This window comes from Roseateles sp. 22389, assembly GCF_052044995.1.
Taxonomy (GTDB): Bacteria; Pseudomonadota; Gammaproteobacteria; order Burkholderiales; family Burkholderiaceae_C; genus Roseateles.
The window spans coordinates 136322-155656 of the sequence record NZ_JBQEOF010000002.1 but is presented as its reverse complement, the minus strand read 5'-3'; the positions used below and the strand labels follow the sequence as shown (position 1 = coordinate 155656).

Genomic DNA, 19335 nt, shown 5'->3' with positions numbered 1-19335 from the left:
CAAGAGCGAGGGCCGCTCCCTTCAGAAGCTGTACTGCGCGGAGACCGCCAGGATGTCGCTGCCCACCTTGTAGGTCCCTTGCAGCGTGCTGGCGGAAGGCGAGGTGAGATTGACGCTGGTGTCCTTGATGAAGAGGTGGGTGAAGCCGATGCTGTAGGCGAGCTGCTTGCTTGCGCGCCAGGTCGCGCCGAGCGACAACCACCTGCGGCTCACATCGGGAACGCGCACATCCCGCACGGCATCGGTGACCGGCGTCTGGTCGTAGGCGAAGCCGCCTCGGAGGGTCCAGCCGTCGTTCAGCTTGTACTCGGCCCCCACCGAGTAGAACGACGAGTCGCGGTAGCCGAAGTCCAGCGTCTGATTTGGCAGGTTCGACGCGAAGTCCAGCACGACCTTGTCGAACTTGCTCCACTCGGTACGGGAGTAGTCGGCCATCACCGTCCATTGATCGTTCAGCCGCTGGCTGAGGCTGAGCGTCCACGAGGCGGGCATCGTCAGCTCGGTATTGACGGTGGTGTTGACGAAGGTGTTCGGTGCCGCCACGGAGAGCACGGCGTTCGCGGCCGCCGGGATCGTGAAGCTGACGTCCGCGCGCTTGGCCTTGTGCTTGACCTCCGAGCGATAGGCCAGGCCGATCGTGGTGCCTTCAGCGGGACGCAGCAGCGCGCCCAGGGTATAGCCCACTTCGGTGTTGTCTCCCTTGACGTCCAGATAGCCATCCGCGCTGGTGGGCAGGAATCCGGGGACACGGGAGGCTGCCAACTGGGCGCCGAAGTCCACCGCGTTGCGGAGCTCGACATCCAGGCGTTCGGCGAACACCGAGACCCCCAGAGACAGCGCCTCGTTGACCTTGTAGGAGCCGGACACGCCAGCGTCGATGACCTTCAGCGAGGTCTTGACGCCCTGGTAGCGGCCGACCCAGCCATCGTCGTATTCGGTCTTGAATCCAAAGGGAGCGGTCACCGAGAAACCCAGATGGATCCGGTCCGTCAACGGCGAGTGGAAGTACAGCGACGGAATCGCCGCGGTCTGTCCCGCGTCGCCGCCATTGCCGCCGGAAAGCGGGCGTCCGAGCGCATCGCGGCCTGCGCCATTGAACTCGGCCGAGTAGTTCACGACCGCCGCATCCGCCTGGAAGAGGCGTCCGTCGAGCAGGGCCATGGCGGCGGGGTTGTTCGCGATCACGGAGGCATCCCCGCCTTCGCTGATCGAGCCGGCGAAAGCCCGACCTTGACCCGCCGCGCTTTGTTCCTTCAGCTTGAAGGCCGCGGCATGGCCCAGGGTGGCACAGGCCATCCCGGTGACGAACACGAGCATCGACTGCCGGTGATTCTTGCGGAACATCATCTTCTCGGTCTCCTCTTGCAGGGCTTCCCAGCCCGTCGATTGATGGGTAGATGCGCCCGATCAGCGCATTGAATGTTGAGCGTAATATAAAACGGCGGACCACGGGTTGGGGAGCTCAGTCCAATCCGAACCGTATGATTTCCGAGAACTGCGGGCTGGTCTGCGGGACCAGCGGACCGCACTCGAATGGTTGAGGGGGCTATGCGCTACGACTCGGAACACAAACAACGCACCCGCGAGAAGGTCGTGGCCGCGGCCGCGAGGGCGGTGCGGCTGCACGGCCCCGACAACATCGGGATCGCGGCGCTGATGTCCCAGGCCGGGCTCACCCATGGCGGCTTCTATGCGCACTTCGGATCCAAGGATGAATTGATCCAGGAGGCGATCACCTTGATGTTCGAGGAGAGCGCCAGCACCCTGGAGGAATGCCTGGAGGGACTGTCCGCCGACGCAGGGTTGGCGGCCCTCATCGACCGCTACCTGAGCCGGGAACACCTGGAGCAGCGAGACGCGGGGTGTCCCATGGCGGCTCTCGCCAGCGACCTGCCGCGCATGTCGTCCCCCGTTCGAGAAGCCTTCGAGCAAGGCGTGAAGAAGGCGTTGGAGGTCCTGGCCGCGTTGCTCCAGGAAGTCGGCTACGAGCAGCCCCGCGAACTCGCCCGCTCCGTCCAGATGGAGATGGTCGGGGCCCTCACCTTGGCGAGGGCCGTCCCGAACCCGAGCTTCGCCATGAAGGTGCTTGAGAGTTCCCGGGCCCAGATCCGCGCGCGTCTGCAGCTGCATTGACGCTCGTGCGCGTCCGGCCCGGACAACCGACGATGCGCTCGCCCTGGCGGCACGCGGCGCGCAGGCCAAGTCGCGAGGTCGCAACGCTGATCCTGCAAGACATTACAGTTGCGCGCGCCCGATCTCCCACCCGCTCTGCGCCTTGCCTCGCGCAGCCATCGGGCCGCGGTCGCGCACCGAGGCGCGTCTCGGTGAATCGCTGACCTCATTCGCGGTATCGCCTCGATTGCGGAGCCTCCCAATCCTGTTTGCAATCGCCCACGTAGCCCATGTCGCAGGGCTCGATTCACAGGGAGAAAACAAGCATGCGAACTCGATTGATGGTGATCGCGCGTCATCAACTGCTGCGGGAGGCCCTGGCCTCCCTGATCCAGGAACAGGGCGGGCAGGAACTGGTGGCCCAGGCGGGCGACGGCCAGGAGGCGGTCCGGCTGGCCGTGCGGCTGCGCCCGGAAGTGGTGCTGATGGACATGGAGCTGCCCGGGCTCAATTGCGTCGACACGACGCAGCGCATCGTGGCGGCATCGCCCTCCACCCGCGTGCTCTGCCTGGCCGACGAGGAACCGCCGCATCGCATGCGCGCGGCGCTCGACGCCGGCGCCAGCGGCATCCTCGCCAAGGACAGCGGCGTGGATGAGCTGGTGCGCGCGATCGGCGCGCTCGGACGGCGCCAGTTCTATCTGAGCCCCTCATTGACCGAGGCCGCCGTCATCGCCTGCGCTCATCCGGCGGCCGCGCCCAGCGCCTTCGTCCGGCTCACGCCCAAGGAGCGCGAGATCGTGCAACTGCTCGCCGAAGGGCTGTCCACCAAGCACATCGCCGCGCAGCTCGGCGTCAGCCAGAAGACGGTGGCCTCGCACCGCGAGCATGCGGTCCACAAGCTCGGACTGCGCGGCGTGGCCGACATCACCCGCTACGCCATCCGGGAGGGACTCGCCCGTCCGTGACCGCTCAGGCACCGGGCCCGTCCGGCACGCCGGACGTGCCCGGTCCGCCCGGCGTTCCGGGAGTTCCGGGCGCGCCCGGTTCGTCCGGTGGGGCGGCCGCGCCGGACGCTGGCGCTCCCGCCAGCAGCTCGTCCAGCATCGCCGACAGCCGTTGCCGCGCCGCGTCGTCCGGCGCGGCCGCCAGCAGCTCGCCCTGCACGCCCATCAGCTGCCGCGCCAGCGCCAGCCGCGTCTGCATCGCCGACTGCCGCGCCTCGGCCTGCGAGTGGGCCCGCGTCTGCTCGACCAGTTGCTGGCGGTCGCTGTCGAACATCGAGTCCACGGTGTCCACCAGGCGTTGCAGCACCCGGTGGGTGAGGCGCGCGGAGAAACCGCCCAGCAGCGCCAGCAGCGGGCGCTGCAGCGAGCCCGCGTTGTTCACGCTGTCGATCGGGATGAGCACCGCCAGCATCAGGCCCGACACCAGCCCCAGCCCGATGCGGATCCAGTACGAAGCGTCGTACAGCGGGTCGTAGGTGGCCCGCGAGACGTAGGTCTGGGCGGTGAACAGCGCCTGGAAGGTCGCGCCCAGGCCCGCGGCGGTCAGCAGCAGGGTGGTCACGGCCACCTGCTGGAACCCGTTGAGCGCCAGCAGGTCGGACGACAGCGCAGGCCCGTCGATCAGCGGCGACTGCGCGACCACCATGAACGCGACCAGGCAGCCGAAGGCCGCCAGCGTCAGCCAGCGCACGTTGCGCATCGGACCGAGCAGCGGCAGCGCGCCTGTGTCGCGCGCGGCGTGCATCAGCCGCAAGGTGCCCGGACGCGCGGGCGCGACCAGCGCGGCCAGCCGCGCGTGGACCCGCGACAGCGTCTCCGGATCGCCCGCCGAAGGAGGCCGCGCGGCGGCGCCCGGCGCCGGCGTGTCGTCGCCGGGGCTCAGCGCCTCGAGCGCCGTGCGCATCAGCGCGGGCGGGACTTCCCGCCCCGTCGCCAGCGCGTGGCGCAGCATCGCGGTGATCTCGGCGCGCAGCTGCGCCAGCACCTCCAGGCGGTCCTGCGGCGCCGCCCCGGCGGGAACGGCCGCGCCGGATGCCGGGGAGGGCGTTGCGATGGCGGGCGGGCCGGCCATGGCCGTCAGCGCCGGGCGCTCATGGCGACCGCTTGGCCGGGGCCGCCGGCGCGACGAGGACCGGGCTGCCGGACGGGGCCTGGTCCTCGTACGAGTAGCCCGGCTGGCCACCGCCGAGCGGCCGCAGCAGCACGCGCTTGCCCTTGCCGCCGACGCTGGAGCAGTAGGCGGCCATGCCGCCCGAAGCCGTCCCGGCGACCGAGGCCGTGTACAGATGCCCCGCCTCCGGGACGTAGCCGTTGTACGCCAGCACGACGTGGCAGCGGAGCTGTTCCTCATAGTGGACGTCGTAGCCGCCCTTGGCCTGCGGCGTGAGCGTCACCGGCACCAGCCGCGGCAGTTCGCCCGGCTGGGTCTTGAGCGTCATCCGGCCGGTGAGGGTTGCCGCCGGCGGATCCTCCGCGGCGGACGCCGGCTGCGCCCAGGCGCTCGCGGGCAGCAGCGGCGCGAACAGCAGCACCAGCGCGCCGGCCAGCGAGACGGACACCGAGACCGCGTAGGCGGCTGGCGCGAAACGTCCCGGGGCGGGACGGCGATTCTTCCGGAAAGCGATCATGGGATCTCCTGGGCCGCGTATCGCGGCAGTGTTGAAGACAGGGGTTGAAGTCAGGCCGGGTCGGCCACGTCGGTCGAGGGCAGGTCGGTCACCTCGCCGGCCTCCGCGGGGGTACCGGCCCGGGCCGCGCCGGCGGCCGCGGGCGCATCGTGCGGCGCCGGGGCGGCGGCGGCGCTCGCCTGGCGCGGCGGCTTGGGCGCCGGCTTGCGCGCGAAGCCGACGTGATAGGCCATCCACTCGAGCACGACCTGGTGGTCGCCGATGCGCACCAGCGTGAAGCTGCGCTCCACCGCCAGCAGCGTGCCGCGCGGATGCGAGGCGCCGGACAGGCAGTCGTTGAGCTCCTCCATCTGGGCCTCGGTCTCCTCGCGCGTGCACAGCCGCGCCGGGTTGTCGCTCCCCACGACGAGGCGCTTGATGTACTTGACGTTGCTTTGATCGAACATGACGGCTCCGAGGGGCAGGCCCGCCCGCGCCCGGGCGCGGACGGACCTGCGTGGCGGGCGCTCGGGCCCGGGTCAGACGGGGGTCGGCGCGCCGACCTTGCGCGGCGCCACGGCGGACTGCAGGATGTCCATCACCCGCGCCAGGCCCTCGGGCATGCCGTCGTCAACGGCGTGGACCTCGACGTGGTACTTGGCCGAGTTGTCCGAGCTGCGCGTGTTCTCCTTGTGCGAGGACACCGAGCCGCTCACCGTCACCGACGCCTTGAAGGGGCCGAAGCCCACGCTGGCCGTGCCGGAGGCGGAGGCCTGCGCGCTGCTTTGCTCCTTGGACGCGAAGGACGACTTCACTTCCATGTCGAAGACGATGTCCACCTTGGTGATGCTCAGGTTGGGCACCTTGACGATGGCCAGCAGCGGCACGCTGAGTTCCACCTGCTCCTCGTAGAAGGTGCCGTCGGCGCTGTTGGTGTTGGCCGTGGGCCGCTTGAAGTTGAAGTTGACCTGGCGGGTCGCGCCCGGATTGCCGCTGGCGTCGGCGTCGAAGCCGACGGTCTGGATGAAGTCGGCGGTCGCCTTGGCGAGCCGGATCTGCGCGTCGCAGGCGGCCGTCAGCGGCGAACCGATGAGTTCGCCCATGGGCAGACCCTTGTACTGGTCGGCGATGTTGACGAGATCGGAAGGCATTCAGTGCTCCTTGAATCGGCAGGGTCACGACGGCGCCACAACCGTTGCGGCGCCGGCATCGGCGGTGCCGTCCGCCGATCCATGGCGGGCCGGCGGCGGGCCGGCCTGGCCTCATAGCGTTTGCTGCGTGTCGAAGACGCCCTGCACCTGGTTGAGCTGGCCGACCAGGCGCGCGTGGCCTTCGGTGGGCTCGCAGCCCTCGACGCGCAGCACCACGTGCGCGGTGCTGCGCCGGCCCACGAGCGGGCCGCGGGTGTGGACCTGCACGCTCTTGCGCGCGGCGCCGGCCGGGCCCTGCCAGTCGCTGCCGGTGGCCGTGGGGCGGGCGCCGGGCAGCGCGTCGTCGGAGAGCGCGCCGAGGTCGACGTCGAAGCGCATCTCGACGTCCTTGATCTTGAGCGCGTTGGCCGGCACCAGGCCGAGCAGCGGCGCGCGGTAGAGGTCCTCGGTGCCGGGCTCGGCGTCGGGCTGCATCGACGGCAGCCGCATGACGACGGTGCGCGGGCGGTTGTCCTCGTCGAAGTACTGGCCGAGCTTGGCGATCTGGTGCTGCTCGATGCGGTCCTGGGCATCGATGACGGCACCGGCGAGCGCCTCGATGAGTTCCTTCAAGTCGACACGTGAGCTCATGGGAGGGTCCTTCCCTGCGGAATGGTTGGAGGTCGGTGGTGGCGGGCGGCGCGCGCGGGCGCGGCGCCGCGGGGCTCGGCGTCAGAGCACGGGGAAGGCGTTGACGCGGTTGAGCCAGCCCTTGAGGAACTTGCGCAGGTCGGGCTGCCGGGCGGCCAGGCGCTCGTAGTAGGCGATGCGGCGCGCGCGCAGGGCGCGGTAGGCGTCCGTGGGGTCGATGCGCTGCAGCGCCTGCGCGGTCTGCGGGCCCCAGGCGCCATCGGGCTTGATGGCGGCGCCGCGCTCGACCAGCAGTTCCTGCAGCACGCGGATCGCGTGGCCGCCGGCGTTGACGTGGAAGTCCACCAGCATCTCCGCCAGCGGCTGCAGCGCGATGGCGTCGGCGTCGACGGCGTCCCAGTACTTGAGCTTGTAGAGGCGGCCCGCGTCCGCCTGGCTCAGCCGCTTGAGCGCCTCCAGGCTGGTGTCGGTGAAGCCCGCCGACGGCCCCAGGCCCTGGAAGGTCTTGAGCGTGATGCCCATGTTGGTCGGACCGCCCGGGTCCTGGAGGTCGTTGACGTAGCCGCCCTCGAAGCGGAGCAGGGTCGGCAGGTACTGGTTGAAATCGGCCATGTCGTGGCACCTCAAGGTTGGGATCGACGAAGGTCCGGACCGGGGCGGCCGGCAGCGCCGGAAGACCCGGCGGCATGGCCGTCATCGTTGGCAGGTGCGCGCGACAGGGGCAGCGGCGGGGTGCCGCGAGCGCGTGGTGGGAATGGCCGAGAAGGCCTCGGCAACTTGGAGGGCGTGTGTGGGAGGGGCGCCGATTTCGCGCGTGGGCGCGGCGGCATCGAATGAGGGCGCATCCGGAGCCGGATGCGTTCTCTTCCACCATTCAAGGAGAAACACCATGCCCACACTGGTGAACATCACCGCAGCAACCCCGACCGGCGTGCAGATCTGGGGCTTTCACGGCCGATGCACGGTCGATCACGTGGCCAAGGCGGTGGAAACCATCGCCGCGGGGCTGCGCGGCGAGGGACACACGATCCACATCATGTCCGGCACCCACGGCCGCTGCAAAGGCCAGGTCGGCGCCGTCGCGAAGCGCGAGGAGAAGTTCGCCGTCGAGGATCGGGCCCTGGCCAATCCGACGACGGCGGACGGCAAGACGGTGCGGCTGGACGTGCACGACTTCAACACCGCCGACCTGTCGGACCCCGACCTGTCGGATGTGGGCCCGGATGGGGTGGCGATGCATAAGCTGAACGCGGAGATCGCCGCCTCCAAGACGGGCGCTGACAGCAACAACACTTTCCTGCTGGCGTATTGCTGCAGCGCGGGCACGCCCTCCTGACCACCGTCGGCTCACGCTGCTCCCGGGGCCGTGCGCACGTCGGCCGCTGTTCCATCATGAGCGGCGGCCGGTCGCGTTCCGAGGCGAGAGCAATTCCAGCAAACGACCTTCGAGCGCGCCCATCGCGAGCCCCCAAGAATGTGCGCCGGCCACTGCTACCCGCCTCGCTGTCACTCGTTGACGCGTCGTTGCAGCTCAGCGGCTGGACACAAGTGCTGAAATGCCGAACTATCGCGGGCGCAGAGTTCCGAGGGGATTGGACATGGTCCTGGGATTGAACCCGCGTTCGTTTACTGAGGTGCTGCTCGCGTGCACGCCATCAGCGAGTTCCTGAGAGATCAGGCTGCAGCCCTCCGGCGCATCGCCGGTGCGACGCGCGGCGACATGAATGTCGAGGACGTCAAGCAGGAGGCTTGGCTCGTTGCGGCCGACATTGAGCAGCGCCGCGGTTACCCGGTTGACTTCAGCGATCCTGGCGATCAGGACTCCGTGCTGAAGTGGCTCTACTGCAAGCTCGTGAAGTTTGCCGAGAAGCAGATGCGCTGCGCCGTTCGCATCGACAAGGACTGGGACCAGGAAGACGCCGACGTTGCGGCAGGTGCCTTGGCGCGCTTGCTCACCTCGCCACTGGATTCCGACCCATTGGTTCGACTGCAGCAAGCCGAGGACGAGGTCGACTATTCGAAGATCGTCCGGCACAGTTACTCGGAGGCGTCGGCCTACGTGCTGCTGCTAATGAGGTTTGACTGGGACGTCGAGGCACTCGCCTCAGACTTGCGAGTCGCCGTCCAGACCTTGCGCAAGCGCTTGAAGTCGTGCGGCATCAGGGCCAAGGTTCAACCGTCGCTCTTCGATGGTCTGGCTGTCATCGATCCCGCTTTCGAGCCACGTCGAGCCCGTCGATTCAGTATCCGCCGCTTTGTCGAGGCAGTCGTCCACCAGCGATGCTGGCGCTTCGGCTGAACGGCCTATGTCAAGCCGAACGCCTCTTGGTCGACGAAGCGGCCATGCAGGCGCATCGCCGGCAGCAATTCCTGGTCGGCGTAGCCGCAACCCGTCTCGCCGGGGTCGACCTGCAGACCCTTGGATGCCTGATCCGGCAGATGCCCGCCTTGGGGCAGCAAGCGCGTCAGGGCGCGATAACCAGGGTGCCAGGCGCCCGCGCCGGGGAAGACCTCGCGCAGGCTGGCAAGGATCTGCATGCCCGCGAAGTCGAGGTCACCGAAGAAGCTGACAGGCACCTGCGCCGCACCGAAGAGCCAGGACTCGGCGGCTGACAGGTCCCCTCCGGCCGATGGCATGCGCAGATACAGGCGAGAACCCGAACGCGAGCGCAGCCGCCGTGCGCTGCCGCGGAAGCCGGCGGCATAGACGAGCAGGCTGCGGTCCCAGGCGGGAGCACGCATGTCAGCCATGTGCTCGAAGGTCACGAGGTTCTCGACGAAGAGCACGTCCGTGAAGCTGCCGTCGCCTGGCAGCGCCAGCAGGAGCTGTATCGGCGGTTCGGAGAACTGCCCCGGGACGGCGCCCAGCAGGCGCAGCAGCTCATCCCGGCTGTCCAACAGCTTGGATCGCCCCTGAAACACGCGGGCGGACGCCTCGCGCAGCGCCATGGACCGCCCGGAGCGGCACAGGCCGATCAACGCGGACAGGCTGCGCGTGGCCTCGTCAAGCGAAAGCCCTTCCAACTGCGTCATCGGGTTGCGTGCCAGGTAGTCGAGGACCATCCGCGGGTCGTTGGGCACGATCGACGTTGATGCCGCCGCGGTTGCCCATTGCATCGCGAGATGCTCCAGCCACTGCCGCTGCCAGCGCAAGGCCTGGGGCGTGTAGCCGGCCCAAGCGGCCAACTCATCGAAATTGCGAAGCTCGAGTCTTGGCTTGCGATCGGTGAAGCTGGAGAACGCGCGCGGCGGCTCGATCTGCAGGCCGACCCAACCTGTTTCGCAGAGGTCATCCAGCAGCATGATCAGCAGCTGCAACTGGTCGGCGTGGGCCGCGGCGTGCAGTTCGGGTGCGGTCTTGCGGTCCAGGGGCAGGCGCACGGGGCCTTGACCGGTACTGCGCTCGGCCTTGGCGAGCAGAGCCATGGCCAAACGCTGGATGAACGGGTGGACCGCAAGCATTGCCGTCATACCCGATTCGCATCCCAATCCTTGCGGGCGGTCTCGCGGGCCTGTGCCGCGTGTGCGTCCCACAGGCGCGCCAAGGCATCACGGTGCAGTGTCTTTTCCTGTACCTCGCTGATAAACAGCTCCTGACCGTCTCGCCGCGCTAGCACCTTGGAGAAGGTGAACTCCTTCTCGAACTCCGGTTTCACCGCGCCGGACTTCGAGGTCGGCATCGCAACGACCAGTTGGAGACCCAGCGTGCGCGACAGGAATTGCAGCACGCTGCGTGAACGCGACTCGTCCATCTTCGAGAACGCCTCGTCGCTGAGCATCAGCCGCAGTGCCGGGGCCTCGCGCCGTTCCCGCCCGAAGTGGCCCAGTGCATGGGCAAGCACCGCCGAGCGCACGACGTAGAACGGGGTCTCCAGTTCGCCGCCTGAGCCCGTGCCCCAGGTGGAGAGCCGGGTCGTGCCGACCGGGCTGGTGCGCATGATGTCGTATCGGCGGTAGTTGCGGTAGTCGGCAATCTCCTTGAGCGCTCGTTCGCTGGCGCCCTGGTCGTTGGCCAGCAGCAGGCGGCGAATCTCCTGCGCGGTGGCGCGTTGCTCGTCGCTGAGACGGGTCGACTCGAAGATCGAGCCGCGATCATGTTCCAGCCCTTCCACCGCGCCTTCGACCGCGTCGAAGAATTCGCACACCTTCTGCATGCGAGGGATCCAGTCCCATTCCAGCTCGAAGCTGTCGTTGCCGAAGCGGATGCCCTTGAGGTGGCGGTTGAGCCGGGACAGCGTGTTGGCCCCCTGTTTCACATCGTCGCGCACCTTGAAGCAGAAGCTGCTGGTGAAGACGTGGTTGAAGCTCGCTTCAGCCTCCTGCAGAGACCGAGCGTTGTCGGCCAGGCCGATGGCGCGCTGCCGCCGGGATTGCTCCGCGATGGCGTTTCGGGTCTGGAAGACGGGCGGCAGCAGTTCCTCGATGCGGTCGATGCTGCGCGGCGGGTCGCTCCAGGCGAAGCGCTCGCTGTCATCGCGCGCGCCGCTCAGGTAGGCGGCAACCGCCTGCTGAAGCTCGCGAAGCGTGCGCGGCAGGTTCTCGCGCAGCGTCTGCACGCGGTGACGCAGGGCGTCCAGGCTGGTCTCCGCCTCGGCTGCCAGCGTATGGGCATCGGCGATCAGTTGAGCTTCGGTGGCCAGCTCCGGCGTGGCGCCGGCGAAGCGAGCGGCCCACACGGTGGCGTTCGTCACCGCGATCTCCAGCTCCGGCAGCCGTTGATCGAGCGCTCCCTCACGGCGAAGCAGATCTGCCATCTCTTTCTTCCCGGCGCCGATCTGCTCCACTTCTTCGTCGCGCTGGTGCTTGATCTCGTCAATCTTCTTGCCCAGTGAAACTCGTTCGGCTTCCAACCCTTCGATGGAAGACAAGTCCAGCGCCTTCAGCGCCTGTTCGGCAGTTGCATGCTGCGCTTGGCTCTCGAGCACGGCCAGCAGCAGAGGCGACAACGGCGTGAAGGCCGCACCGCTGAACATGCGCGCGACGGCCTTCAAGGACTGGTCGAGCACCTGCAGTGCCCGCATGTCGCGCGCCAGCCGCGAGAGTTCCTCCTCGCACCACTGGCGCCGGCGTTGCCGCGCCGCTTCGCCGAAAGCGAGGTCGCTGTCCGGCGCGCGGCAGGAGAACATGCCGTAGCCCCGGCTGCCCAGGCCTTGCTCCATCAGGCCCTGCGGGGTGCGGGCGAGTTCTTCTTCGCTGTCGACCTTGCGCACGCGGCCGTACTGCGCCATCAGGAAGGCGTTGGCGACAGGATGCTTGCACACCAGCTCGTGCAGCACGGCGCGGGCTTCGAGCTGGCGGCCTTCGGTGTCTTCCATGGCCTTGCGGCCTTGCACGACCTTGGGCGAGCGCACGGGGAAGCGCTGCTTCACGAGCCGTGCACAGCGCGCCTCGTGCCCCGCCTCGACGATGATCGCGAAGCGGTCGCCACCCATGTAGCCCTCGATGGCGTTCTGCCACGTGCTGCCGGACCGCGGTTCCACCAACTGGGCCAGCAGGTGCGGGCGAGCCTGCGGCAGCTCGCGCTCGATCAGAGCCACGGCCTCGTGGGTGTCGCGCGGGGCCACGCTGCGACCGGCCTGCAGCTGTCGCAGCTCCGCGTCGCGCTGCTCCGCCTCGTCCTTCAAGTTCTTCATGCGCGCACCCGCATCGGCGAGCGCCTGCACGACGGCCGCCTGCACCGACCCGTCGCCCTCGTGGATGCCGCGTTGCAAGGTTGCCAGGCTGGCGTCGAAGGCTTCCAGCTCGAAGGCGGGCAGTTCCACATCGAGCTGGGCCGGGCGAGCGTAGGCCCGGCCCATGTCCGGCCACGGTTTCAGCACACTTGAAGCGGCCGGTCGCAGCGTCTGCACGGCGTCGCCCAGCGCAGGCACGGTCGACAAGTCGAGCGCCAGCAACTGCTCCAACTGCGACGCCATGGCGCCGATGCCGCGCGCCGCCTCCTGCACGCGGGTCCAGTGCAGGCGGAACTGGTCGGATTGCAGCCGGATCTGGTTCTCCAGCGTGTCCTTCTTCTGGGCCACCTCGCTGCCCGACAGGCGCTGCTTCACCGCACCGAGTTGCTCGCGCAGCTCGGTGTCCTGGGCGTCGAGCGAGGCCAGCCTATCGGCTGACTGGCCTTGCCTTCTTTCCTGCATCGCAATCTGACGCTTCACCGAGGCCAGTTCGTCGTGCGCCTCGCTGTGCATGCGCAGCGCGTGGGCGATCGTGGTGACGACGAAGCGGCGAGCTTCCTCGAGCACGGCGTCGGCCCGCTCGCCGGCGGCGTCGAGCCGATCGAGGTTGGCCTGCAGGCGCTCCGCTTCGGCTTTCAGTCCAGCGATGGAACGCATCAACTCGCGCATCTTGTCGAGATCGCGGCTGAAGTCGTGCGGCTCCAGGATCTCGTCACGCACCAGGTCGTTGACGTTGCCCAGTTCCTTGTAGGCCATGGCCTTGACGATGGACTTGGCCGCGCGCACGGCTTCGTTCTCGCCCACCGCCGTCTTGCCCATCAAGGCGCCGTAGAGGTGCTGCAGATAGCCGCCTTTGTCGGGGAAGCGCTGGACCACGGTTTCCTTGCCGGCTTGCAGACGGTGCTGCAACTGCAGATACAACTCCTTGAGCGGCAGTGGCGCATCACCCAGGGCTTCTCCGCCGCGCCGCGCCAGATCCTTCAGCGACAAGGCGCGGCGCACGATGAAGAACTGGGGCTGGCCCTGCAGCACGGCTCGCCGGCCCTCTTCAAAGGCCTCCACGCCGACTAGTGCCGTGAAAGGAGGCGCCTGCTCCTCCGAGCTCTCCGAGGGCTCGAACACGATCCCCACGTAGCTGGTCGAGCGCGTGCGCAGGAACACGCCGTCGGCCTGCTGGCCCAGGGCATAGGCCGCCAGCGTGCGCGGCTCCTTGCCGCCGCGACGGCTCTGCGTGGATTCGTCCTGGCCGATGTTGAACTGCACTAGGTGCTGGTGCGCGGCCGTCAGCAGGGTCTGGATGGCGTCGAGCAGCGTGGACTTGCCCGACCCTGATTCGCCGGTGAGCAGCACGGTGTCGGCGAAGACCCATTCGCGGTCTTCGAGCGAACCCCAATGCCACGTCAGGAGCCGGCCGATCTTCACGGTGAATCGTCCTGATGCGGCGCGGCCGGTGCCGCTGACGCCGGCACCTTGCGGCCGGCCAGCCGCAGTGCGTCGTCCATTGCTTCATCGCTCACGAAGCTCATGACAGGCCGCAACACCGCGAGGCCCATCTGCATGTCGCCAGCATCGTCGCCCTCCACGAAGTGAACGACACGGTGCTTGCGCAGGTCGCGCAGCAGCGCCATGCGCTCGGTGGCCGAGTTCGGCAGCCGGTGCGCGAGCAGCGATACGACGGCCTGCGACAGCTCCTCGAGGCTGATGGCCAGCCGTTCGTCAACCAGTGGCCGCCGGCCGGTGAGCGCTTCGGTGTAGAGAAAGCGCAAGGCGATGACCGCGGCCACGAAGTCGCGCGACAGGCGGGCGCGCAACCGCTTGACGCCATCTTCGTCATCCTCGCCGCCACCTTCGCCCGGTGGGTACAGGCGCAGCAGCCTGGCGTCGGGATCGTGCACCAGCACGAAACCCATGCAGCCGAACCATTCGCGCAGCAACTGCTCGCACTGCAACGCGTCGTCGTAGTGCCGAGCATCGGGCTGCGAGTAGTCGCGCCAGATCACGCCGGTGGCCAGCAGCCGACCGGCCAGTTCTGAAAAACGGGCCGGCTTTACATTGCCGGCGCCTTCGGTGGCAAGCCGTTGTTCGATGAAATGAGCGAGCGATTGCGTCATCGGGACGGGGGTTCGGAAGCGTCGATGGCCGGCGCATCCAGCACATAGTTGTCCGCCGCGAAGAACTCGTTGCGCAGCTGCTCGCCGGTCCTGCGTGCGCGCACGCGCAGCTGGCGACCTTCAGTCGAACGCGCTGCCCCTACGGCGTGCAGCACGCGCACGGCATCCGCTGCATTCTCGACGGGCAGGGTGTCCAGGGCGATAGGACCTCGCTCCAGCAGGGGCAGCAGGCCGCGCAGCACATCGCGGTCGCTGAAGGTGAACGCCGCGGCCTCAGCGCGCCGCAGGACGGCGGATAGCCGGCTCTCGTCATCCACTACGAGCGGCGATTGCACGGCATGGCCTGCCTCGCGGTCACGCACCGTCCAGCGAAGCACACCGCCAGGCAACCGGGTCTCGCTGGTCGCCAGGCGCTCCCCCAGTGCATCCAGCAGGGCCTCGCGCTGCGTTTGCGGCCGCTCCTTCAGCCAGGCCATCGTGCGGCCCAGCGCCGATTCGGCGCCATAGTCCAGCGACAGCGCTTGCCGCAGCAGGCTGGTGAAGCGGCGCACGTAGTTGTTCATTTCCGAGCGCAGCATCGGCAGCTTGAGGCTGCACGCCGCTTCGACCATGTTCTCGATGCGGTCGCACAGCCACAGCAGCGGGCTGCGCCCTTGTACTTCCTGCTCCAGCCACGGAGCTCGCTGAAGCAGGTGGCCATCGGCCAGAGCGCGCAGTTCGCCGTCCAGTGCGCGCACCTGGTCCAGTGCCTCGATGATCTGGCCCCGGTGGCGCTCGGCCGAGTCAGCCACCAGGCGCACCGCGTACTCGCGCATGAAGCGCTTTTCGATGAAGTCGTTGAACTCGTCCCATGCGACCTTCTGCGCCAGGGCCTCGCGAGTGAGGCTCTGAATGAGATGGCGGAAGTACTCGATGTCGTCTTGCAGATCCTGCACAACGCGGCTGGCGAATTCCTGAGCATCCAGCAGTTCGTCTGCGTCTCGCGTGGCGATGAAAGCGGCCAGCGCCTTGCGCGCCGAGCGCATGTTGCGCTGGCGCGTCTTGGTGCGTGAGTCGTCGAGGTTGGCGAAGGTTTCGCTGAAGGCCCTGCCGGCGCGGCTGAGCTTGAGCGTGGGCTTGAGATCGATGGGGTCGCGGTAGTCCTCCAGCCAGCCATGCTCCTTGAGTTTGCGCAGCAGTTCGCCTGCGTAGGCGCGTTCTTCCTCAGGCCGCACCGGTTGTCCGGTGTCGGAGGCCAGTGCGCGCAGCTTGGGATCGGCGAGGGCACGCAGGATGACTTCGAGCACGATGTCGCGGGTCAGCGTTTCTGCATAGTCGGCGTTGGCCCCGTGCACCCGCTCATGCAGCGCGCGCAGGACGGCCGCACAGAGCTCGCGGTTGTCGTGCGTGAGCGGGCGGAAGAAGTGTTCGCGGGGTGGGGCGAAGAACTGCATGGGCTGCGCGATCAGTTGCTTCTGGCCGCCAGAGGTCACTCGATGTTCTGCACCTGCTCCCGCAGCTGCTCGATCGCCACCTTCATTTCCACCGAGATGTTGGTGAGCTCGATGGCCACCGCTTTCGATCCCAGCGTGTTGGCCTCGCGATGCAGTTCCTGCATCAGGAAATCCAGCCGTTTGCCGATCTCGCCGCCCTTCTTCAGCAGGCGCTCGACTTCGTCCAGGTGAGCGCGCAACCGCGTCAGTTCCTCGGCGACATCGATGCGCAGCGCATACGCGGCCGCCTCGTTGATCGCGCGCTCCTGCAGCGTCTGCTCGGAAATCGTCTGCGCCGCGCCCGTGGCGCTCAGCGCCTCCTGCCAGCGCTCGAGGAAGCGCTCGCGCTGACGCTGCACGGCGGCGGGGATCAGCGGCTCGGCCTGTGTGGCGAGGTCCCGCAAAGTGGCGACGCGCTGCTTCAGCATCGTCACGAGCTTGGCGCCTTCGCGCTCTCGCGCTTCCAGGAATCCCTTGATGCACTGGCGCGCCGCCTCGAGCACCGTCTCGTCGTTCGCGGAGGCGCCGGTCGTGCCGGTCTTGCACCAGTTCAAGGCCTCCTGGACGCTCAGCCCCTGTGCCTTCGGCAGCCAGGTCTGCACCTGCGATTCGAGTCGCGCGAGCCGGTTCAACTGCTCCGGCTGCGGGTTCGGCCAGGAACTGTCGGCATCGCGCTGCGTGTTGATGCGCAGCTCGATCTTGCCGCGCTTGACGCTGCCCGAGACCAGCTCGCGCAGCGCGGGCTCGAGCGAGCGCAGCTCGTCGGGCATGCGGAAGCTGAGGTCCAGGAAGCGGCCGTTCACCGAGCGCGCCTCCACCGTGACCGCCAGCGTGGCGGCGGGGCTAGGGGTTTCGCCGGAGTTCGCGGGTTGTGCCGTGGCGCTGGCATAACCGGTCATGCTGTAAACTGGCATCAGCTATCGGTAGAACAATCGAAACCGCGATTATGTCAAAGCCGAAACCGGCGCCCTTGCCCGCAGGCACGGTGGTGGGGGGCTATCAGATCATCAAAAAGCTGGCTGCGGGTGGATTCGGCGTCGTGTATTTGGCCGAAGACCCCGACCATCATTTGGTGGCGCTGAAGGAATACCTCCCCTCGTCCCTTGCAGAACGATCCCCCGGCGAACTCACGCCTCGAGTGAAGCCTGAAAAGCAGCCCCTGTACCGTCTGGGGCTGCGGAGCTTTTTCGAGGAAGGCCGTTCCCTCGCGCAAATTTCGCATCCGAGCGTCGTCTCGGTGCTGAATTTCCTGCGCGAGAACGAGACCGTCTATATGGTCATGAATTACCTGCAGGGCGATACCCTGCAGGATTTCATCGTGACCGCGCGCGATTTGAAGCGCGACAAGGTGTTCCGCGAATCGACCATCCGGTCGCTCTTCGACGAAATCCTCAAAGGCCTGCGCATCGTGCACCAGCACAAGATGCTGCACCTGGACATCAAGCCGGCCAATATCTTCATCACCAACGACAACAAGGCGGTGCTGCTCGATTTCGGCGCGGCGCGCGAGGTGCTGTCCAAGGAAGGCAACTTCATCCGCCCGATGTACACGCCGGGCTTCGCCGCGCCGGAGATGTACCGCCGCGACGGCTCGCTGGGCCCGTGGACCGACATCTACGCGATCGGCGCCTGCATCTATGCGTGCATGCAGGGCTACCCGCCCAACGACGCGCCGCAGCGCCTGGAGAAGGACCGCCTGGGCCTGTCGCTCTCGCGCCTGCGCAACGTGTATTCCGACAACCTGCTCGAAGTGACCGAGTGGTGCATGTCGCTGGACCCGCTGACCCGTCCGCAGAGCGTCTTCGCGCTGCAGAAGGAACTGTCGCGCGAGACCGAGCGCCGCTACACCAAGCTCAGCTTCAGCGAGCGCCTCAAGCTGCAGCTGGAGAACCTGAAGACCGGGGCGAAGGCGTGAAGTTCTCCGTCTACCAGGTGAGCCGCCGTGGCGGCCGGGAGAAGAACGAGGACCGGATGGGGTATTGCTATACCCGCGAGGCCGGCCTCTTCGCACTGGCCGACGGCATGGGCGGTCACCCGGACGGCGAGGTCGCCGCCCACCTCGCGTTGCAGAACGTGGCCGCGCTGTTCCAGCGCGACGCGCAGCCGGTGATCAAGCAGCCCTCGCAGTTCCTCGAGACCGCCGTGCTGCTCGCGCACCAGCAGTTGCTGGCCTACGCCCAGCAGCGCGGCATGAACGACACGCCGCGCACGACCATCGTCGTCGGGCTGATGCAGCAAGGCCAGATCTGGTGGGCCCACTGTGGCGACTCCCGCATGTACCTGCTGCGCGATGCCGAGCTGATCGCCCGCACCCGGGACCATTCCTACAGCGAGCTGCAGGAGGCGCTGGGCCGCCATGCGACCGGCGCCGAGCGCTTCAACCGCCATGTGCTGTTCACCTGCCTGGGCAGCCCCGGCAAGCCGATGATCGACGTCAACGGCCCGGTGCTGCTGCAGAACGGCGACCGCATGCTGCTGTGCTCGGACGGGCTGTGGAGCTCGGTGAGCGACGTGGACATCCTGCGCCACCTGTCGGACAGCCGCTCGGTCGGCGACGCGGTGCCGGAGCTGGTCGAGCAGGCGCTGCGCCAGGCCGGCGCGCGCAGCGACAACGTCACCGCCCTGGCGGTGGAATGGGAAGGCGAGGGCGATGCCCCGGACTCCATCTCCACCCAGGACCTCGACGACCAGGGCTTTGCCTCCACGATCCAGGGCGCGACCCAGGACGTGCAGCTCGACGAAGCCGAGATCGATTCCGCCGTGCGCGAGATCCAGGACGCGATCCGCAAGGCCGGCAAGAAGCCCCACTGAAGGAATTCCCCATGAGCAGCACTGCCAGCCGCCCGAATGGGCGCGCGGCCGACGCCCTGCGTCCGGTCCGCATCACCCGCCACTACACCCGCCACGCCGAGGGCGCCGTGCTGATCGAGTTCGGCGACACCAAGGTGCTGTGCACCGCCTCGGTCGAGGAGAAGGTGCCGCCGCACAAGCGGGGCAGCGGCGAGGGCTGGGTCACCGCCGAGTACGGCATGCTGCCGCGCGCCACGCACACCCGCAGCGACCGCGAGGCCGCCCGCGGCAAGCAGTCCGGCCGCACGCAGGAGATCCAGCGCCTGATCGGCCGCGCGCTGCGCGCGGTGTTCGACCTGTCCAAGCTGGGCGAGCGCACGATCCAGATCGACTGCGACGTGATCCAGGCCGATGGCGGCACCCGCACCGCGGCCATCACCGGCGCCTACGTGGCCGCGCATGACGCGGTGACCTGGCTGCTGGCGCAGGGCAAGATCGCCGCTTCGCCGCTCAAGGACGCGGTGGCCGCCATCTCCGTGGGCATCCACGAGGGCCGGGCGCTGCTGGACCTCGAGTACGTCGAGGACTCCGCCTGCGACACCGACATGAATGTGGTCATGACCGGCGCGGGACACTTCGTCGAGCTGCAGGGCACCGCCGAGGGCGTGGCCTTCACCCGCGCCGAAGTCGACGTGCTGCTGAACCTGGCCGAGAAGGGCATCCGCGAGCTGCTCGTCGCGCAGCGCGAGGCCCTCGGCCTGAAGTAAATCCCGTTCCCGATTG

Annotated in this window: 19 protein-coding genes; 7 read left to right on the top strand and 12 right to left on the bottom strand. The window is 68.2% G+C overall.

Annotated features, from left to right (window positions below; genetic code table 11):
- Window positions 1–21 precede the first annotated feature (21 nt).
- Entirely contained in the window at window positions 22–1347 is a 1326-nt protein-coding gene (locus ACTJKJ_RS03775; protein ID WP_440819643.1) for an outer membrane protein transport protein, read from the bottom strand.
- 201 nt (window positions 1348–1548) lie between these two features.
- On the opposite strand from ACTJKJ_RS03775, the gene ACTJKJ_RS03770 reads away from it, so the two are divergent.
- Both ACTJKJ_RS03770 and ACTJKJ_RS03765 read left to right on the top strand, forming a co-directional pair.
- Window positions 1549–2133 (top strand): TetR/AcrR family transcriptional regulator, encoded by a 585-nt coding sequence (locus ACTJKJ_RS03770; protein WP_440819642.1) that lies wholly within the window; start codon window positions 1549–1551, stop codon window positions 2131–2133.
- Between the two features lie 305 nt (window positions 2134–2438).
- On the top strand, window positions 2439–3080 hold the full coding sequence (locus ACTJKJ_RS03765; RefSeq protein WP_175538194.1) for a response regulator: 642 nt from the start codon (window positions 2439–2441) through the stop codon (window positions 3078–3080).
- Between the two features lie 4 nt (window positions 3081–3084).
- Here the strand turns inward: ACTJKJ_RS03765 and ACTJKJ_RS03760 are convergent, their stop codons facing one another.
- From ACTJKJ_RS03760 to ACTJKJ_RS03735, 6 genes are all read right to left on the bottom strand, one after another.
- Window positions 3085–4191 carry a hypothetical protein gene (locus ACTJKJ_RS03760; protein ID WP_440819641.1) on the bottom strand — a complete coding sequence of 369 codons (1107 nt, stop codon included), beginning with the start codon at window positions 4189–4191 and terminating at the stop codon, window positions 3085–3087.
- Window positions 4192–4210: 19 nt separating this feature from the next.
- On the bottom strand, window positions 4211–4747 hold the full coding sequence (locus ACTJKJ_RS03755; protein ID WP_440819640.1) for a hypothetical protein: 537 nt from the start codon (window positions 4745–4747) through the stop codon (window positions 4211–4213).
- A 50-nt stretch (window positions 4748–4797) separates the two neighbouring features.
- Entirely contained in the window at window positions 4798–5193 is a 396-nt protein-coding gene (locus tag ACTJKJ_RS03750; RefSeq protein WP_440819639.1) for a hypothetical protein, read from the bottom strand.
- Window positions 5194–5265: 72 nt separating this feature from the next.
- Window positions 5266–5877, bottom strand: a complete 612-nt coding sequence (locus tag ACTJKJ_RS03745; protein WP_091723232.1) for a DUF2589 domain-containing protein — start codon at window positions 5875–5877, stop codon at window positions 5266–5268.
- A 111-nt stretch (window positions 5878–5988) separates the two neighbouring features.
- The gene (locus tag ACTJKJ_RS03740; protein WP_091723236.1) at window positions 5989–6507 is read right to left on the bottom strand and encodes a DUF2589 domain-containing protein; all 519 of its coding nucleotides are present in this window, start codon (window positions 6505–6507) and stop codon (window positions 5989–5991) included.
- 81 nt (window positions 6508–6588) lie between these two features.
- Window positions 6589–7119 (bottom strand): glycoside hydrolase family 108 protein, encoded by a 531-nt coding sequence (locus ACTJKJ_RS03735; RefSeq protein WP_440819638.1) that lies wholly within the window; start codon window positions 7117–7119, stop codon window positions 6589–6591.
- Window positions 7120–7396: 277 nt separating this feature from the next.
- On the opposite strand from ACTJKJ_RS03735, the gene ACTJKJ_RS03730 reads away from it, so the two are divergent.
- Window positions 7397–7843 carry a hypothetical protein gene (locus ACTJKJ_RS03730; RefSeq protein WP_440819637.1) on the top strand — a complete coding sequence of 149 codons (447 nt, stop codon included), beginning with the start codon at window positions 7397–7399 and terminating at the stop codon, window positions 7841–7843.
- Between the two features lie 309 nt (window positions 7844–8152).
- On the top strand, window positions 8153–8806 hold the full coding sequence (locus ACTJKJ_RS03725) for a hypothetical protein (RefSeq protein ID WP_091723245.1): 654 nt from the start codon (window positions 8153–8155) through the stop codon (window positions 8804–8806).
- A gap of 5 nt (window positions 8807–8811) precedes the next feature.
- Here the strand turns inward: ACTJKJ_RS03725 and ACTJKJ_RS03720 are convergent, their stop codons facing one another.
- Genes ACTJKJ_RS03720 through ACTJKJ_RS03700 form a run of 5 tightly spaced genes read right to left on the bottom strand, consistent with a single transcriptional unit; the run spans window position 8812 to window position 16676 of the window.
- Complete coding sequence (locus tag ACTJKJ_RS03720; RefSeq protein ID WP_440819636.1) at window positions 8812–9978, bottom strand: Wadjet anti-phage system protein JetD domain-containing protein; 1167 nt, start codon at window positions 9976–9978, stop codon at window positions 8812–8814.
- On the bottom strand, window positions 9975–13601 hold the full coding sequence (locus ACTJKJ_RS03715) for an SbcC/MukB-like Walker B domain-containing protein (RefSeq protein WP_297388705.1): 3627 nt from the start codon (window positions 13599–13601) through the stop codon (window positions 9975–9977). The genes ACTJKJ_RS03720 and ACTJKJ_RS03715 overlap by 4 nt, the downstream gene beginning before the upstream one ends.
- Window positions 13598–14290 (bottom strand): DUF4194 domain-containing protein, encoded by a 693-nt coding sequence (locus ACTJKJ_RS03710; protein ID WP_183478585.1) that lies wholly within the window; start codon window positions 14288–14290, stop codon window positions 13598–13600. The genes ACTJKJ_RS03715 and ACTJKJ_RS03710 overlap by 4 nt, the downstream gene beginning before the upstream one ends.
- The gene (locus ACTJKJ_RS03705) at window positions 14287–15723 is read right to left on the bottom strand and encodes a Wadjet anti-phage system protein JetA family protein (RefSeq protein WP_183478586.1); all 1437 of its coding nucleotides are present in this window, start codon (window positions 15721–15723) and stop codon (window positions 14287–14289) included. The genes ACTJKJ_RS03710 and ACTJKJ_RS03705 overlap by 4 nt, the downstream gene beginning before the upstream one ends.
- A 35-nt stretch (window positions 15724–15758) precedes the next feature.
- Window positions 15759–16676 (bottom strand): YicC/YloC family endoribonuclease, encoded by a 918-nt coding sequence (locus ACTJKJ_RS03700; protein WP_440819635.1) that lies wholly within the window; start codon window positions 16674–16676, stop codon window positions 15759–15761.
- A gap of 32 nt (window positions 16677–16708) precedes the next feature.
- On the opposite strand from ACTJKJ_RS03700, the gene ACTJKJ_RS03695 reads away from it, so the two are divergent.
- From ACTJKJ_RS03695 to rph, 3 genes are read left to right on the top strand one after another with little or no spacing between them, the layout of a single operon-like run.
- Window positions 16709–17677, top strand: a complete 969-nt coding sequence (locus ACTJKJ_RS03695; protein WP_058936168.1) for a serine/threonine protein kinase — start codon at window positions 16709–16711, stop codon at window positions 17675–17677.
- On the top strand, window positions 17674–18573 hold the full coding sequence (locus tag ACTJKJ_RS03690; RefSeq protein ID WP_440819634.1) for a PP2C family protein-serine/threonine phosphatase: 900 nt from the start codon (window positions 17674–17676) through the stop codon (window positions 18571–18573). Before ACTJKJ_RS03695 ends, ACTJKJ_RS03690 begins: the two co-directional genes overlap by 4 nt.
- Window positions 18574–18584: 11 nt before the next feature.
- Window positions 18585–19319, top strand: a complete 735-nt coding sequence (gene rph / locus ACTJKJ_RS03685) for a ribonuclease PH (RefSeq protein ID WP_183490526.1) — start codon at window positions 18585–18587, stop codon at window positions 19317–19319.
- Window positions 19320–19335: the final 16 nt, after the last annotated feature.